This is a genomic window from Psychrobacter lutiphocae DSM 21542 (genome assembly GCF_000382145.1).
Classification (GTDB): Bacteria; Pseudomonadota; Gammaproteobacteria; order Pseudomonadales; family Moraxellaceae; genus Psychrobacter; species Psychrobacter lutiphocae.
The window spans coordinates 137298-155020 of the sequence record NZ_KB907624.1; the positions used below are offsets into that span (position 1 = coordinate 137298).

The following is a 17723-nucleotide window of genomic DNA, read 5'->3' on the forward strand; positions in this document are numbered from 1 at the left end:
ATTAGTTGAGCTTAAACATTAGCCAGCGCTAAGATTAAAACCATAAATTAGCTTTTAATTGTAAACACATAAACTTAGAAAACACATAAACTTAGAAAATACATAAACTTAGAGATTTTGTTATCATGGCAAAAACAACCAAAAAGAGTGATAAAAAAGAAGTTCGCTTCGAAGAGGCGCTATGGGATGCGGCCAATAAGCTGCGTGGTAGCGTTGAGTCTTCAGAGTATAAGCACATCGTGCTTAGTCTTATCTTTTTAAAGTTCATCAGTGATACCTTTGAGAAGCGAAAGCAGGCGCTAATAGATGCAGGCCAAGAGAAGTATATTGACTTGGTGCAGGCTTATACCAAAGAGAACGTGTTTTATTTGCCAGAAGAATCACGTTGGCGCTTCATTCAGCAAAACGCCAAACAAGAAGATATTGCGTTGAAGGTTGATACGGCGCTTAGCACCATTGAGAAGAGCAACAAATCATTAAAAGGCGCATTGCCTGATAACTACTTCTCACGTCTTGGCTTAACCCCGAGCAAGTTGGCGGCTTTGATTGATGTGATAAACAACATTGACACCATCGATAATGAGCACAAAGATGTGGTGGGTCGTGTCTATGAATACTTCTTAGGCAAGTTCGCTGACAGTGAAGGCAAGGGCGGTGGTGAGTTCTATACGCCTAAGTCGGTGGTGAACTTGATTACTGAGATGATTGAGCCGTACAAGGGCAAGATATACGATCCGTGCTGTGGCTCGGGCGGTATGTTTGTGCAGTCGATTAAGTTTATTGAGAATCATCAAGGCGACACCAAGGATGTGTCTATCTATGGTCAAGAGTACACCACGACCACCTACAAGCTGGCGAAGATGAACTTAGCGATTCGTGGTATCTCTAGTAACTTAGGCGAAGTGGCGGCTGATACCTTCTTCAAAGACCAACATCCACAGCTCAAAGCGGACTTTATCATGGCCAATCCGCCCTTTAACCAGTCGCAGTGGCGTGCCGATGATGAGCTGGTCGATGACCCACGCTGGGCAGGTTATCCCACACCGCCAACGGGCAATGCCAACTACGCTTGGATATTGCACATGATATCTAAGCTGTCTGAGCATGGTACTGCGGGCTTTGTATTGGCCAATGGCTCGATGTCTAGTGCGACCAGTGGTGAGGCTGAAATCCGTCAACAAATCTTAGAGAATGATTTGGTGGATTGTATGGTCGCTCTGCCAGGTCAGTTGTTTTATACCACTCAGATTCCAGTGTGTTTATGGTTTATCAGTAAAGACAAAAAGGCAGAGTCTGCCAATAGCAAAGAACGTGGCTTACGCAATCGCTCAGGTGAAACGCTGTTTATTGATGCGCGTAATCTAGGCTATATGCTCGACCGTACGCATAAAAGTTTATCTGATGAAGATGTAAAAAAGATAACCGATACGTACCATGCATGGCGTGGTGAGCAGCATGCTGGTGGCTATGAAGCGTATGAAGATGAAGCAGGCTTCTGTAAGTCAGCGACACTAGATGAGATTAAAGCCAATGATTATGTGCTCACCCCAGGTCGTTATGTGGGTATGGCTGCTATTGAGGATGATGGTATTCCATTTGAGACTAAGATGAGTGAGCTAAGCGAAACTTTGTATCAGCAAATGGCGGAGTCAGAGAAGTTAGATCAAGCCATTCGTCATAACTTGGAGGTGTTGGGTTATGGTGAGTAATTGGGCAAGTGTAACATTAGGAGACTTGGTAGAGATTAAATATGGCAAAGACCATAAAAAGTTAGATGATGGAGTAATTCCTTGTATGGGATCTGGTGGCATTATGAGATATGTCGATAGATCGCTATATGATCAGGAATCGATATTAATTCCAAGAAAAGGTTCATTAAATAATATTTACTATGTTGATGAGCCATTTTGGACGGTTGATACTTTGTTCTGGACTAAAATTAATAGTGAGGCTGTAGATCCAAAGTTTTTATTCTACCAATTAAAACTAGTAGATTTTGTTTCTATGAATGTCGGGTCAGCTGTACCAAGTCTAACAGTACCAGTTCTTAATGATTTAAGCATTAAGTTACCTCCGCTCGCAGAACAAAAAGCCATCGCTTATATCTTAGGCACACTAGATGACAAAATCGAAATTAACCGTCAAATTAATGAAACCTTAGAAGCGATGGCACAAGCTGTGTTTAAAAGTTGGTTTGTTGATTTTGATCCTGTGATTGATAAGGCCTTGCGGGCAGGTAAAGCTATCCCTGAACCACTAAAAGAACGCGCAGAACTGCGTCAAGCGCAATTAGACAGTGGCAAAGCTAAGACTAACTCAGAGATTAACGACTTATTCCCGAGTGAGTTTGAATTTACGGAAGAATTGGGCTGGATTCCTAGGGGGTGGAATGTTGGTCAGTTCTCGAATTTAGCAAAACTTAATCCAGAATCATGGAGTAAAAAGAATATTCCTAATGAAATATTATATGTGGATTTAGGCAACACCAATAATGGAAAAATAGATTCAGTTACTCCCTATTCATCCGTAGATGCTCCAAGTAGGGCAAAAAGGGTTTTGGCAGTTGACGATACTATTATAGGCACAGTTCGACCAGGGAATAGGTCATTTGCATATATTCATAACGATGGATTAACTGGCAGTACAGGCTTCGCTGTAATGAGACCTTTAGAGACTAGGAATCGCTCTTATATATATTTCGGTTTAACACAAGATAAGGTAATTGATTATTTTTCAAGCATAGCTAGTGGCTCTGCTTATCCAGCTATTAACTCAAGCGTTGTAGCGGATTTAGAGTGTGTAATACCGCCTGCAACTCTTTTAGAAAGTTTTGATACTAAAGCTTATGCCTTTATCAATAAAGTTGGAATGAATAATAATTATAACGAAACGTTAACCAAACTCCGTGACACGCTACTGCCCAAGCTAATGTCAGGCGAGCTACGTATTAAAGATGCGGAAACGTTGGTTAAAGAGGTTTTATAGCTTTTCATAAAAGCTAACTTTATAAAGATAGCCGTAGGGTGCGTCCCACGCACCGATTATAAACCGTAACTTTGAAGGTGCGTGGGACGCACCCTACGGCATTTTTTGTTAAGATGGTATCTACTAGAAGTGTCTATACAACAAAAAAGCGTTGGCATTAAAGCTAAGTTTAAAAAGAAAGTGGTTTTTAGCCCTGACAGTAGCGGTATCCTGACGTAGGCAAAAGCGTGGCGGACTTTGGCTAGGGGTGGTCGCTTGAATAATGGAACACCACTGGCCAATATAGTCCGCCCGCTTTTTGCCAAGGCAGATACAAGCGAATGGCAGGATATAGCTACCAAGACTTATCATAGTAGCCCTATTATAGATATAAGAGACGCTTTGCTGCGCTCATTTAGTATAGGAAACATATTAGTATAGGAAGTATAGATTTGAAATTCACCGAAGCCAAACTTGAACAGTCCATTGTCGAATTGCTTGCCAGCGAAGGCTATCCGCACACATCAGGGGAGATGGTCGATACTCAGCTTGGACGTGAGCCTGAAGAGGTGCTCATTGAGTCTGACTTGCGTGAATATCTAGCCAGCCGCTATCAAGATCAGCACATTACCGATTATGAGATTGGCTTAATTATTCACCGTATTAAAACTCTGCCAGCCTCAGACCTCTACGACAGCAACAAAGCCTTTATGAAAGACATGTCGAACGGCTTTTTGCTCAAGCGTGAAGATCATACCAAAAAAGATTTGTTTATCCAGCTCATTGATTATGATGACTTGAGTAACAACACACTGCGAGTCGTCACTCAGCTAAATATTCAAGGCTATGAGCTACGTATTCCTGACGCCATTTTATACATCAATGGCTTACCACTGGTGGTGTTTGAATTCAAAAGCGCCATTCGTGAAGACGCACCCTTGTATGATGCCTACGTACAGCTGACCACCCGCTATACCCGTGATATCCCTGAGCTGCTCAAATACAACGCCATCTGTGTCATTAGTGATGGCGTCAATACCAAAATGGGCTCGCAATTTGCGCCTTATGAGTTCTTCTACTCTTGGCGTAAAGTCACAGGTGATGAAGCGCTAGAGACGGATGGTATAAGCTCACTTATTACCATGATACGCGGCCTATTTAACCAACAACGTCTGTTTGATGTGCTGCGCAACTTTATCTACCTACCTGACACCTCTAGCAAAAAAGAGAAAATTATTTGTCGCTATCCGCAGTACTATGCCGCTACCAAGCTATTTCACAATGTGAAAAAACATATCAAACAATTTGACTCAGCTGGCAAGCTTATCGCTGGTGACGGTAAAGGCGGTACTTATTTTGGTGCGACAGGCTGTGGTAAAAGCTATACCATGCTGTTTTTAACCCGTCTGTTAATGCGAGATGTGGGGCTAGGTAGTCCGACTATTATCTTGATTACCGACCGTACAGATTTAGACGATCAACTGTCTGGTCAATTTACCAATGCCAAGGCTTATATTGGTGATGACAATATCATCAGTGTTGAAAGCCGAGCTGAGCTAAGAGAGCGCCTGTCAGGCATTAAAAGTGGTGGCGTGTATTTGACCACCATTCATAAGTTTACCGAAGATACGCAGCTACTCACAGACCGTAACAATGTCATTGTCTTGTCTGATGAAGCGCACCGCAGTCAGCTTAATCTTGAGCAAACAATCAGTGTCACCGATGAGGGCGTAACAAAGAGCTACGGCTTTGCCAAATACCTGCATGACTCCTTGCCCAATGCCACCTACGTTGGCTTTACAGGGACACCTGTTGATGCCACGCTTGATGTGTTCGGGCCCATTGTTGACAGCTACACCATGACAGAATCTGTGCATGATGAGATTACCGTACCTATCGTCTATGAAGGGCGTGCCGCTAAGATATTGCTAGATACACGCCAGCTAGAAGAAGTCGAAAAATACTACGAAAACTGCGTGCAAGAAGGCGCAAATGAATATCAGGTCGACAAAAGTAAACAAACCATGGCCAGTATGTCGACCGTATTGGGTGACCCTGACCGTATTCGCGCCATTGCCGAAGACTTTGTGACGCATTATGAGACGCGAGTGGCTGAGGGCACGACCCAAAAGGGCAAGGCCATGTTTGTGTGTAGCTCGCGCGAAAATGCGTTTCAGCTGTATAAAGATATTATTGATATACGTCCTCAGTGGGCTGAAGTGATGGCCTGTGAAGAGGGAAGTACCCTAACTGAGAATGAGAAAAAGACCATCAAACCCATGGAACGGGTTAAAATGATTATGACCCGTAACAAGGACGACTCGCAAGAGCTGTGGGACTTACTGGGCACTAAAGACTATCGCAAAGAGCTTGATAGACAGTTTAAAAATGGCAAATCTAACTTTAAGATAGCCATTGTAGTTGATATGTGGCTCACTGGCTTTGATGTGCCTTTCTTAGATACCATTTATATCGATAAGCCACTCCAGAAACATAACTTGATTCAGACCATCTCACGAGTCAACCGCAAGTTTGAAGGCAAGGAGCGTGGGTTGGTGGTGGATTATATTGGTATCAAAAAGCACATGAATTTAGCACTTGCGCAGTACACAGAGGGCAAAGAGCAGAACCTAGAAGAAATTGAGCAGTCGCTGGTCATCGTCAAAGATCAGCTAAGCCTACTTGATGCCATGTTTCATAACTTTGATAACTCAAAATACTTTACCGGTCAGCCAATAGAGCAATTAGACTGTCTAAATGACTCTGCCAACTTTGTACTGACGACTGAGAAATCTAAGCGCTTTTTTATGGATGTGGTAAGGCGACTGAAATCTGCCTATGACATCTGTGTCGGCAGTAGCGACTTAACCCAAGCGCATAAGGATAAAATTCACTATTACTTTGCGGTACGTACCATCATCTTTAAACTTACCTCTGGCAATGCGCCTGATACTGAGCAAATGAATGAAAAAGTGCGTGAGATGGTAAAAGATGCGCTGCAAAGCGATGGCGTGGAAGAGATTTTTAAGCTTGGTGCAGAGCATGGGCATGAGATCAACATCTTTGATGATGATTACTTAGCCAAAATTGCCAATATCAAACAGCCCAATACCAAGATGGAGCTATTACAGCAATTGCTCAAAAAAGCCATTGGTGAGTTTAAAAAGACCAACAAGATAAAAAGTATCGACTTTAGTAAGAAGATGAATGCCATTGTACAAAAATACAATGAGCGTGATGAAACCACCACCATGAATGCTAAAGTCATGCAAGAGTTTACTGACCAAATTATTGATATTATTCATCAGATGCGCGAGGAGGTGAGCTCATATCAAGGCATGGGCATTGATTATGAAGAAAAAGCCTTTTATGACATCCTGTTAGCCTTGGCGCATAAATATGATTTTACTTACCCAGAAGATAAGCTCATTGCGCTGTCAAAAGCAGTGAAAGACTTGGTCGATGATAAAGCACGATACACTGACTGGAATAAGCGCAACGATATTAAAGCTGAGCTGGAGTTTGAGCTGATTGTACTGCTTGATGAATGGGGATATCCGCCCATTGACCGTGATGAGGTGTATACAGAGATATTTGAGCAGGCGGAGCAGTTTAAGAAGGGAAGAGCTGATTTATAGTCGCAGTTAGATATTTGAACCATAAGGCAGCCCAATGCTACTACTAAGTGTAGGTAATGAGAGGCTAACCTCGTGCCTCTTTTATATGACTACGACTATATAAAACCCACTACTGAGAAACCAGACCATGATCACCAAAATACTCGGAAAATTAACGCCAACAAGTTACAGTCCGTTGCCATATTTTATTGAAAAAGTGCCGGCAGGTTTTCCATCGCCTGCCTCTGGCTATATCGAAGCCAGTATCGACTTAAATGAGCTGTGTATCAGTCATCCAAATGCGACTTTTCTGGTTCGTGCTGGCGGGTTATCGATGATCGATGCTGGTATTTATCCTGAAGACTTGTTAGTCGTCGATCGTAGCTTGGAAGCGCAACACTGCGATATTATTGTCTGTGCCGTTAATGGCGAATTTACGGTGAAAGAGCTGTGCCTTGAGCCCACACCTAAGCTTGTCGCCTACAACAAAGACTTTGATGACATTCCGCTAAGTGATGATATCGAATTTGAAGTGTTTGGTGTGGTTAAAAACATCATCCGCGAGTTAAAGCGTGGACGTGGACAAAGTCGCCGTAGTGACTTTTAATTCCTTGCTGATCCTTTACTAATCCCTTGCTTCACCATTTCTGTGTTTATCTATCCATTTATATCTGAACAACAGATTCTAATGTTATCTTGTCGTTATTTTGACTTTTCTAAACCCAAACCGCCATAAACAACACGACAGCAAATGTCGTGAATTATCAAAATGGGCTATCGTTAGCGCTGATCTTTCTGTTATCTTAGGCTCATCAAAACCTGACACTCTTTATGGACTTAAACCGAGTAATAACCGTAACTGTCCCCTAAACTGACAAAGACACAAGGATTGTTCATGTATGCGCTCATTGATTGTAATAGTTTTTATGCCTCCTGTGAAAAGCTGTTTAGACCTGACCTTAAACACAAGCCAGTAGTCGTCCTCTCTAATAATGATGGCTGCGTGGTGGCACGCTCTAAGGAAGCCAAAGCGTTAGGAATTAAAATGGCGGTGCCTTATTATCAAGTCAAAGACTTTTGTGCTCAAAATGAGGTTGCAGTATTTAGCTCAAACTATGCGCTGTATGCAGACATGTCGCAGCGGGTAATGAGTACCTTAGAGTCGTTATGCCCTACGGTTGAAGTGTATTCGATTGATGAGGCGTTTTTATATCTCGCCGATTACCCAGTGGCCATGCAAGACTTAGATGCCTATGCCAACAAAGTTAAGCACATTGTTGAAAGGTATACCGGCATCTCCGTTGGCGTTGGAATAGGGCAGACAAAAACATTGGCGAAACTGGCCAATTATGCCACCAAACAATATCCAGCGACCAAAGGCATTTGTGTGTTAACCAACCCCAGATGGATTAGAAGGTTGATGCAAATTACTGATGTCGGTGAGGTGTGGGGTGTTGGAAAACGTTATAAACATAGACTCAATAAAATGGGCGTTGACACCGTATATCAATTGGCAATTTGTGAGCCTGGGAAAATACGTCAGCACTTTGGGGTAGTACTTGAGCGAACGTGTCTGGAGCTGAACGGTCAGCCCTGCTTAGATATCGAATCCATTGAGCCCAAAAAGCAGATTATCTCCTCACGCTCCTTTTCAACACGCATCACCTCTCAAAAAGACCTCACTGAAGCGGTCTGCGCACATGCCTCACAAGCAGCGCATAAGCTGCGGCAGCAACACAGTCTATGCAGCGTTATCACCGTATTTGCCAAAAACAGTGCATTTAACAAAAGCGAGAAATACACACCCATATCAGGTCAATATCAGTTTGCCACACCAACGGCAGACACTAGAGAACTTGTTAAAGCAGCCAGAGTTGTACTCGAAAAAATATTTAAACACAATATTCGTTACGCCAAAGCGGGCGTCATGCTATCAGGTATTTGTCAGCATGATGAGGTTCAGCTTGATTTATTCAGTACCGAAGTTAATCCAGAAGTTGACGATAAAAAACAGGCGCTAATGGCTGTGATGGACGAGCTTAATAGTAAGTATCAAGCAGATCGATATCAGCAAAGCGTACTATTTATAGCCAGTGAAGGGATTAGAGAAACACAACAATGGCAAATGAGTCGTGCGCTCTTGAGCCCTTGCTATACGACACGGATTAGTGATGTGATTGTGGTGAGATAAGATAACTTATTGGATTACCGTTAGTAGACTCTTCAGGAATTTTTTGAATAGAATCCCAATGCTCAACAATTTTGCCATTATTATCAAAGCGGAAAAAATCCATCGCATGTTTTTTATTGTTATTTAAGCGGTTATCTAAATCATTGTCAGCGCCAAAATCACCGTTTTTTTTTGATTAAATACTGATTACTATATGATTACTTTTTTTAGCAAGGGCGGGTACTATATGATTACTTTTTTTAGCGTGACAAAAATAACAGGCAATAAAAAAGGCTCTCAGTAATCTGAAAGCCTTTAATATCAATACTTTAAGTGGTGGGCCCAGTATCAACCATATTAAAGCTATAAGATATTGAATTATATAGTTTTATTATTTTCTTTTTATCTTTATACTAACGGATATACCAACATTAGTATTAACACCTAGGTCTATCCTATATAACACGAGTAAAATTTATTACATACAAAATAAGATGAGTGAAATAAAGTAAAGCCGAGTCAAGCCCTTAGCTTCTTCAAGTCACCTAGACAAAATGACAATAAATATTAAAGCTCGTTACTCACCGTTATTAATAGTTTTCTCATTTTTTGTGCATGCGATAAAGCTGTGATTAACATAGGTAGTATTTAAGCGTACAACTCTAGCAGCTTTAGAAATAGTGGTTTTGGACCTAGATATATTCAAACGCCAATAAAAAAAGGCCTACCAATATTGAACTGCCCCATAAATTAGATATATATATCATGGAGGCAGTCTAAATGTAGTATTTTACTAAAATCTATTTACAAAATAGATGTTTAGCTAAACGGGTTTTTAGCTGAAAAATTAATACCAGTTATGGAGTTCCAGCATGACTAACTTTGACTTGCGTTGATAGCATTCGACCTTTAGTTTCAGCTTTACGCGAGGCTTCATCCCAATCAGGTGCAACACACATAAATAACGTTTTACCGTCTTGCCCACCTAGAGCAACAGCGAAAACACCATCAGGGGTAATATCGATAGTATCTAAAATTTCTCCACCTTCTGCGATTCGAACTGCACGATGATTTAAAGTATCAGCAATCCAGACAGCGCCTTCAGCGTCTAGTGCAAGTCCATCAGGTAAAATTGTTGCATTTTCTATCCGTTTAGTAAGGTCTGGCTCATCTCCTAACTCGCCAAAACTTGCAAAATCACGTCGCTCACCTAATGTGCCATCTTCATTAATAGTAAACTGAGAGATTCTGTTGCCAAACAATTCGTTGACGATTAGTGTTCTTTCATCGGGAGATATGACCATTCCGTTTGGAAAGGATAGGCCTTCTGCCACTACTTGGGAGCTTCCATCTGGCTTAACCAAAACTAACCCTGCATTGCTGTGAGCAGCGCCACCCATCAAGTCAAAGCCAAAGTTACCAACATAAGCATTACCATTGGGAGCAACCACCATATCATTAGCATGTCCTCCGCAGTGCTTCCAAATATCTGCATGCACTTCTAGATCACCATTTTTAGAAGTCATTATGAATAAAATTGCTATTCCATGAAAAAAGGTAGTACTCTCAATCTTCAGTAATACCTTTTCTAAAAAATAACCTATCTTTGTCAAACTCGTTGAACCTACTATATGTAGCGTTTGCACTCGTTTTCCTCGATAGCTTAATTTTTAGATTTGGTATAAGATTTATGCTTATGACTATACTGATTACCTAGAGGAACCTAAACAAGGAAATAGAAGCCATACTAGATTAAATTAGATCGTTCAATATACTGAATTTGTATTCAGTATATGCTGTAAAAATTATTATAGAGCGGCTTTTATAGTCATTGCAATAGAGATTTATAGTCATGATCTAAGCTAATTATTCAAACAATGAGGTAGATGTTTTTAAGCTTATAATTACTCATTGACTCAAGGCTTTATCCATATCAAGAAGAGAGTGCTTGATTAATATTTACTTTAGTCAAAAGACTGAATATTAATTTGAGTGGATGTGCTATCTTATTGGAGTGCTCAGGATAGAAATGAGTTGGTTAATAAGTCTAGGGAAAGCCCTTTAGCTCATACATAAAGGGCTTCTTTGTCTAAAAAAATCTATACTAAAATGAAGTGTAGTGCGCTTTAGCACTTAATTGTACAATTATTATAATCTCAAAAGTTTGGTAGTGATAAAGTTTTTGTTTATAATGATTATCAGTTTTTATACCTATCTCATATAAAATACAACGATAACGGTTTATTTTCGCCTAAAACCAATCTTTGTATTTGTTCATTTAAGCTAAGCAGTTTTCTGTTAACGCTTGTGAAAGGTACTTTTCATAGCGCCATTTAATGCATATATAGATTAATAGCAAATCGTATTTACATTTTATTTGCATGCCCTTCGTTGGCTTATGTTTTCTATTATTATCTAGAACACTTTTGATGTCGGTACTTCCCTGCAGGAGTAAGTGCTTATAGGCATTGCATTATCAATATTCTAAGGAGAATAAGGAGAAATTATGACCACCCCTTCACTTTCAAATAAAGAACATGTTATGTATGAGCAAACGCAAACCGCCTATATCAATGGTGCTTATTTGCCTGTTGATGAGTCACTGAATACCTTCGATACGATTAACCCCGCAACAGGTGATGTTATCGCCAAGATTCAACAAACAACGTCTAAACAAGTTGATGAGGCTGTTAAGGCAGCCCAAGAAGGGCAAAAAATCTGGGCCAGCATGACACCCGTTGAGCGTAGTCGTATCTTACTAAAAGCAGTAGATATCTTACGTGAGCGAAATGATGAGTTGGCCATTCTTGAGACTTATGATACGGGTAAAGGTCTGTCTGAAACCAAAGCGGTTGATATTGTCACTGGTGCTGATGTCATTGAATATTATGCAGGTTTAGCGCCGGCATTAGAAGGTCGTCAAATTCCATTACGTGAGACAAGTTTTGTCTATACTCGTGAAGAGCCGTTGGGTGTGGTTGCTGGTATTGGTGCTTGGAACTATCCGATTCAAATCGCAATGTGGAAATCAGCCCCGGCTCTAGCGGCAGGCAACGCTATGGTATTTAAGCCATCGGAGGTGACGCCACTATCTGCATTAAAATTAGCTGAAATTTATTCAGAAGCGGGCTTGCCAGATGGTGTGTTTAGCGTGGTACAAGGTAGCTATGAAGTGGGTACAGCGCTGACCAATCACCCAGATATTGCAAAAGTTTCCTTCACTGGGGGTGTCGATACTGGTAAAAAGGTGATGGAAGCGGCAGCAGGTTCGTCTTTAAAAGATGTGACTATGGAGCTGGGTGGTAAATCGCCATTGGTTATCTTTGATGATGCTGATATCGATATGGCGGCGGATATTGCTATGATGGCCAATTTCTACAGCTCAGGTCAGGTATGCACCAACGGTACACGTGTGTTTGTACCGAATTCTATCAAAGAGAAGTTTGAGCAAGCCATTGTTGAGCGTGTTGAGCGTATCAAAATCGGTGACCCAATGGATGAGAGCGTGACCATGGGGCCAATGGTGAGCTTTAAGCACATGGATAATGTTTTAAGCTATATCGAGGACGGCAAAGCAAGTGACGCCAAACTGTTGTGTGGTGGTGAACGACTAACCTCTGGTGAGTATGCTAAAGGGGCTTATATTGCGCCGACTGTGTTTACAGATTGCACAGACGACATGCGTATCGTGCGTGAAGAAATCTTCGGTCCAGTGATGTCAATCTTAGGATATGATTCCGAAGAAGAAGTCATTCGCCGTGCCAACGATACTAATTACGGATTGGCCGCTGGTATTGTCACCAAAGACATCACTCTTGCTCATCGTGTGATTGGTCAGCTTGAAGCGGGTATTTGCTGGATTAACACATGGGGTGAATCACCAGCACAGATGCCAGTGGGCGGTTATAAGCATTCAGGTGTGGGCCGTGAAAATGGTGTGCAAACCTTGAAGCATTACACCCAAACCAAGTCGGTTCAAATTGAGCTAGGTGGTTTTGAGTCGGTATTTTAAGAGCTAAACTTAGGAGCAGCCACTGCTTTGTCAGTTAATTGTTTGCTTTTCATATATGAGTAGAACGATTGATAGTAGGGCAGTGCTTTGGCTTTTTTATCAGATTTTAGTATTGAGTGAGTTCTCTAGGACACAATTATGACATCAGCCAAATCAGAGTTTGATTATATTATCGTTGGCGCAGGATCAGCGGGTAACGTGTTAGCCACTCGTTTAACCGAAGATGCCAGTATCAACGTATTGTTATTAGAAGCGGGTCGTCCGGACTATCGCTTGGATTTTCGTACTCAAATGCCAGCGGCGTTAGCAATGCCACTGCAAGGCACAACGTATAACTGGGGATACAAAACAGATCCTGAGCCTTATATGAACAATCGTGTGATGGATTGTGGCCGAGGCAAAGGCCTTGGCGGCTCATCGCTAATCAATGGTATGTGCTATATCCGTGGTAATGCTTTAGATTTTGACGATTGGGCAAAAATTGAAGGCCTTGAAGAGTGGTCATACCTTGACTGCTTGCCGTATTTTAGAAAATGTGAAAACCGTGACGCGGGCGAGAACGATTATCATGGTGTTGGCGGTCCAGTAGAAGTCACGACTTCTAAGCCAGGTGTGAACCCATTGTATGAAGCATTGGTTGAGGCCGGTGTTCAGGCGGGATATCCACGTACTGAAGACCTGAATGGTTATCAGCAAGAAGGCTTTGGTCCAATGGATCGATTCGTAACGCCAAACGGTCGCCGTGCGTCAACTGCGCGTGGTTATTTAGATAAAGCCAAACCACGTAGCAATATTACTATTTTAACCGGTGCGCTGACTGACGTTATTTTATTTGATGGTAATCGAGCGATTGGCGTAAAAGTTGAGCATCAAGGTAAAACCAAGACCTTCCATGCCAATCGTGAGGTCATTGTATCGTCGGGTGCTATTGGTTCACCGCAGCTATTACAGCGCTCAGGTATTGGTCCTGCTGAATGGCTAAATGAGCTAAACATTCCTGTGGTAAAAGATTTGCCGGGTGTCGGTAATAACCTACAAGATCACTTAGAGCTTTATCTACAGTATGAGTGTAAGCAGCCAGTTTCTATCGCCCCTGCCAATAAATGGTGGAACAAGCCAGCTATTGGGGCAGAGTGGTTATTTATGGGAACAGGACTGGGTGCCTCAAACCAATTTGAGGCAGGCGGGTTTATTCGTACTCACGAAGAGTTTACCCATCCAAATGTACAGTATCACTTTTTGCCATTGGCGGTTCGTTATGATGGTCGCAGTGCGGTTGATGCGCATAGTTTCCAAGCGCATGTAGGCTCGCTTCGTTCACCAAGTCGTGGCCGCGTGAAGCTAAAATCACGTGACCCAAATGAGCATCCCAGTATTTTATTCAACTATATGTCAACTGAACAAGACTGGCGCGAGTTTAGAGAAGCGATTCGTGTGACTCGTGAAATTATCGCTCAGCCTGCTATGGATCCTTATCGCGGTAAGGCTATCTCGCCGACAGAAGATATTGTCACTGACGAACAGCTTGATGAGTTTGTACGTGAACATGGTGAAACTGCTTATCACCCATCATGTACTTGTGCGATGGGCTATCACGATCAAGCGGTGGTTGATGCCGAAGGTCTGGTACATGGTATGGAAGGACTACGTGTGGTAGACGCTTCTATTATGCCAAACATCATCAGCGGTAACTTGAACGCGACGACTATTATGCTTGCTGAAAAGATTTCCGATAAGATGCGCGGTAAGAAATTACCACGCTCGACAGCGGACTATTATGTGGCAGATGGTGCGCCGATTCGTGGCAAGCCGATGCGTGCTGTGTAATTAGGTTCGGCTAATAACAGTTTTGCCGTTATTTTAGATGGTCTGCTATTTAAAGTTAAGGTTATCTAATTTGACTGCTATTTGTAACTTGTAGCGCCCAGAGTATTTGAGCATCATTTTAGGCGGTGTTGCTTGCCATTGTTAACTCTATTTTGTTGCGCTGGTTTCGTGGACAAGAGACCAGATAGATAATGGTAAGCAACCGCTATTTTTTTATTTTCAATTTTTGAGGAATTTACATGAACAGTTTACCCTCAGGAGACATGGAAGAGCCCCCTGAAGTCTTAAGTGTGAATAAGACGGTGTTTATTGGCTCTGCTATTGTCTCTATCTTGCTTATCTTTTGGACAATCGCTTTTCCAGCCTATAGTGAAAATCTATTAAGCACTGCTATGACTTGGGTATCAGACGGTTTTGGTTGGTACTACATGCTAGTGGTTGCAGCGTATAGTATATTTTCCCTATTCGTGGGGATGTCACGCTATGGCGACATCAAGCTTGGTCAAGACCACGAAAAAGCGCATTTCCCATTCTTAACGTGGGCGGCGATGTTATTTTCAGCAGGTATCGGTATCGACCTGCTTTTTTTTGGCGCATCAGAACCGCTAATGCACTATTTGACCCCGCACAGTGGGCTCACATCTGAAAGTGCGCAGGCGATGCGTGAAGCTTTGCCTCAGACTTTCCTACACTGGGGTCTGCATGGCTGGGGTATTTATGCCTTAATTGGTATGACCTTAGCTTATTTTGCATACCGTAAGAATATGCCACTGGCATTACGCTCGGCGTTAACTCCGATTTTTGGTGAGCGTTTGGTCAAAGGCTGGCTTGGTGATAGCGTTGATACCTTTGGTGTGGTGTGTACTTTAATGGGTATCGCAACCAGTTTGGGTATTGGTGTGTTGCAAGCAAACGCAGGCTTAACGCACGTGTTTGGTTTGCCAGAGAGCAAGACGGTTCAAAGTGTGATTATTATCTTAGTCGTCGTTGCTGCTGGTTTGTCAGCGATGACTGGTGTTGAAAAGGGTGTTCGCCGTTTATCAGAGTTCAACATGATAACCGCAACCATGCTGTTAATCGCTATCTTGCTCCTAGGTAATACTACTCACTTACTTAATGCTTTTACCCAAAACGTAGGTGATTATTTCCAAAATGTGGTCACAAAAACATTCGATGTTTATGCGTATGAAGGCGCAGCAGGTGCTGAGTGGAAGTCATGGTGGACTATTTTTTTCTGGGCATGGTGGGTTGCTTGGGCACCATTTGTTGGTCTGTTTATTGCGCGTATTAGCCGTGGACGTACGCTACGCGAGTTTGTGTTTGGTGTGATGTTTATTCCGCTAGGCTTTATTTTTGCTTGGTTCTCAATCTTTGGTAACTCAGCGATTGATTTGGTAGCCAATGGCGCAATAGAGCTGGGCGAGATTGCGATTAATAACGCTCCTATGGGTATGTTTGCCTTGTTTGAATACTATGCATTTAGCAATATCTTATCGTTTGCAGGGGTTATCATCGGCTTAGTATTCTTTATTACCTCTGCTGACTCGGGTGCTCTTGTACTGTCTAACCTAAGCTCAAGAGGCTTAACCAGCGATGCAGATGCACCTGTTTGGCTTCGTCTATTCTGGGCAGCAGCGACAGGTCTTATTACCTTAGGTTTACTGTTTGCGGGTGGCTTTACATCCTTACAATCAGTGTCTGTTATTGCCGGCTTGCCTTTCTCTGTTATCCTAGTGTTGTACATGATTGCCATGTGGAAGTCGCTTAAAGAAGAGGGCAATAAACGTAAGGCAAGTGCCGTTGATACCGCTAATGTGCTTAATAACGGTAAAAGCTGGAAGGCAAGATTGCAGCGTATTGTTAGCTTCCCTAACAAAAAGCAAGTACAACGCTTCTTGGATAATGTGGTGCTGTCAGCCATGCAGGAAGTGGAGTCTGAGCTAAACACTGAAGGTTTAAGCACTCAGCTTATTGAGCGCACTGTCCAAGATGGCGGCTTCGAAGGCTTACGATTAAAAGTGGGTCATGGAACCGAAGATGACTTCGTTTATGATGTGTGCCTGGTCAGAGCGGAGCGTCCTAACTTCACGTTAGCAACATCAAGTAAGCATGCTGAATATTATTACCGTGCTGAAGTGTTCTTAAATGAAGGTTCACAAGAATACGACTTAGTAGGCTATACAAAAGAACAAGTATTGGTAGATATCTTAAATCAATATGAGCGTCATATGCAGTACCTACACTTAGGTCGTTAATTTTTGACTGGCTATATATCTATCCATTCTTGGATTAAAAAAACGCACTCTGAATGGGTAATGCCAGTCAGTTAAGGCAAAACCCGAAGAAAAGTAATAAAATAGCTCATCTACAACTAGATGGGCTATTTTGCTATGAGACTACAAGAAACTATATATGAGACCCACAAAAGAATACCTGAAGCCCTAGACCGATTTGCAGAGCTTATCGACCCTAAATGGATACAACAAACCATAGAACACACAGGCAAAGTCAGTACCAGAAGGTGCAAACTACGCGTCGAACACGTCGTATGGTTAGTTATCGGAACAGCCTTAACCACTGCTCTTGTAGATACTCGATCACCTAAGACTTATACAGTCCATTAACCGTTTCAGCCAATGCATTATCGTATGAGCGAGGAAATAGCAAAGTACTGCTTTGCCCGAGCGCAAGGGGAGATCTGTGCTCGAGTAGATCACCCGTTGTACTAACAGATGAAATGACACCAGAATCAGCCATCTTATCAGTATAACGAATTGATAAATACTGAACACCTCTATCACTCAGGGCAATCGCACTACAAAAAACCAAAGAAAGAGTAAAATATAGCAACCGAGCCATAAAAGGAGGCTATTATGCTCAAAGACCCAAGAGAGTTTTTTGCCAAACTCAATGATCCAAGGCGCCAAAACAAAAACCTCTATCACCCACTAGAGAATGTCATATTTATTGCCCTAACCGCTTTTATCTGTGGCTATAACGACTGGGTGAGTGTCGAAGACTTTGCCAAAGAGAACAGGTCGTGGTTTGAGAAAGTTCTTGATATGCCCTATGGTATACCCTCACATGACACCTTTGGTAATGTCATGAAAATGATAGACAAAGATCACTTTGC

At 42.2% G+C, this 17723-nt stretch carries 11 protein-coding genes and 1 pseudogene; 10 read left to right on the top strand and 2 right to left on the bottom strand.

Annotation, left to right across the window (positions count from 1 at the left end; all coding sequences use genetic code 11):
- Positions 1–125 precede the first annotated feature (125 nt).
- From H140_RS0102185 to H140_RS0102205, 5 genes are all read left to right on the top strand, one after another.
- Positions 126–1709 carry a class I SAM-dependent DNA methyltransferase gene (locus H140_RS0102185; RefSeq protein WP_019672020.1) on the top strand — a complete coding sequence of 528 codons (1584 nt, stop codon included), beginning with the start codon at positions 126–128 and terminating at the stop codon, positions 1707–1709.
- Positions 1699–2985, top strand: a complete 1287-nt coding sequence (locus H140_RS0102190; RefSeq protein WP_019672021.1) for a restriction endonuclease subunit S — start codon at positions 1699–1701, stop codon at positions 2983–2985. Before H140_RS0102185 ends, H140_RS0102190 begins: the two co-directional genes overlap by 11 nt.
- Before the next feature lie 431 nt (positions 2986–3416).
- A complete protein-coding gene (locus H140_RS0102195; RefSeq protein ID WP_019672022.1) occupies positions 3417–6602 on the top strand; it encodes a type I restriction endonuclease subunit R in 3186 nt (1061 codons plus the stop codon).
- Between the two features lie 127 nt (positions 6603–6729).
- A complete protein-coding gene (umuD, locus tag H140_RS0102200) occupies positions 6730–7188 on the top strand; it encodes a translesion error-prone DNA polymerase V autoproteolytic subunit (protein ID WP_019672023.1) in 459 nt (152 codons plus the stop codon).
- 288 nt (positions 7189–7476) lie between these two features.
- The gene (locus H140_RS0102205; protein WP_019672024.1) at positions 7477–8772 is read left to right on the top strand and encodes a Y-family DNA polymerase; all 1296 of its coding nucleotides are present in this window, start codon (positions 7477–7479) and stop codon (positions 8770–8772) included.
- Positions 8773–9608: 836 nt separating this feature from the next.
- On the opposite strand, the gene H140_RS0102210 is transcribed toward H140_RS0102205, so the two are convergent.
- Positions 9609–10397 (bottom strand): SMP-30/gluconolactonase/LRE family protein, encoded by a 789-nt coding sequence (locus H140_RS0102210; RefSeq protein ID WP_265088629.1) that lies wholly within the window; start codon positions 10395–10397, stop codon positions 9609–9611.
- Positions 10398–11293: 896 nt separating this feature from the next.
- Here H140_RS0102210 and betB point away from each other — a divergent pair.
- The 4 genes from betB (at position 11294) to H140_RS0102230 (ending at position 17214) form a co-directional block, all read left to right on the top strand.
- Complete coding sequence (betB, locus tag H140_RS0102215; protein WP_026348763.1) at positions 11294–12763, top strand: betaine-aldehyde dehydrogenase; 1470 nt, start codon at positions 11294–11296, stop codon at positions 12761–12763.
- A gap of 138 nt (positions 12764–12901) precedes the next feature.
- Positions 12902–14590: a choline dehydrogenase gene (gene betA, locus H140_RS0102220; protein WP_019672027.1), complete on the top strand. Its 1689-nt coding sequence runs from the start codon at positions 12902–12904 to the stop codon at positions 14588–14590.
- Between the two features lie 239 nt (positions 14591–14829).
- A complete protein-coding gene (betT, locus tag H140_RS0102225) occupies positions 14830–16845 on the top strand; it encodes a choline BCCT transporter BetT (RefSeq protein WP_019672028.1) in 2016 nt (671 codons plus the stop codon).
- A gap of 135 nt (positions 16846–16980) precedes the next feature.
- Complete coding sequence (locus tag H140_RS0102230) at positions 16981–17214, top strand: transposase domain-containing protein (protein ID WP_227672958.1); 234 nt, start codon at positions 16981–16983, stop codon at positions 17212–17214.
- Here the strand turns inward: H140_RS0102230 and H140_RS15770 are convergent.
- A pseudogene (locus H140_RS15770) lies at positions 17195–17392 on the bottom strand (hypothetical protein); the annotation flags it as partial. The gene H140_RS0102230 and the pseudogene H140_RS15770 overlap by 20 nt on opposite strands.
- A gap of 71 nt (positions 17393–17463) precedes the next feature.
- On the opposite strand from H140_RS15770, the gene H140_RS0102235 reads away from it, so the two are divergent.
- Positions 17464–17723: transposase family protein (locus tag H140_RS0102235; protein ID WP_019672030.1), on the top strand; the 260-nt coding region annotated here is incomplete at its 3' end.

Excerpts from the sequence above, each read along its gene's own strand:
- H140_RS0102185 (WP_019672020.1), top strand. The coding sequence starts at position 126 with ATGGCAAAAACAACCAAAAAGAGTGATAAAAAAGAAGTTCGCTTCGAA.
- H140_RS0102190 (WP_019672021.1), top strand. The coding sequence starts at position 1,699 with ATGGTGAGTAATTGGGCAAGTGTAACATTAGGAGACTTGGTAGAGATT.
- umuD (WP_019672023.1), top strand. The coding sequence starts at position 6,730 with ATGATCACCAAAATACTCGGAAAATTAACGCCAACAAGTTACAGTCCG.
- H140_RS0102205 (WP_019672024.1), top strand. The coding sequence starts at position 7,477 with ATGTATGCGCTCATTGATTGTAATAGTTTTTATGCCTCCTGTGAAAAG.
- betB (WP_026348763.1), top strand. The coding sequence starts at position 11,294 with ATGTATGAGCAAACGCAAACCGCCTATATCAATGGTGCTTATTTGCCT.
- betA (WP_019672027.1), top strand. The coding sequence starts at position 12,902 with ATGACATCAGCCAAATCAGAGTTTGATTATATTATCGTTGGCGCAGGA.
- betT (WP_019672028.1), top strand. The coding sequence starts at position 14,830 with ATGAACAGTTTACCCTCAGGAGACATGGAAGAGCCCCCTGAAGTCTTA.
- H140_RS0102230 (WP_227672958.1), top strand. The coding sequence starts at position 16,981 with ATGAGACTACAAGAAACTATATATGAGACCCACAAAAGAATACCTGAA.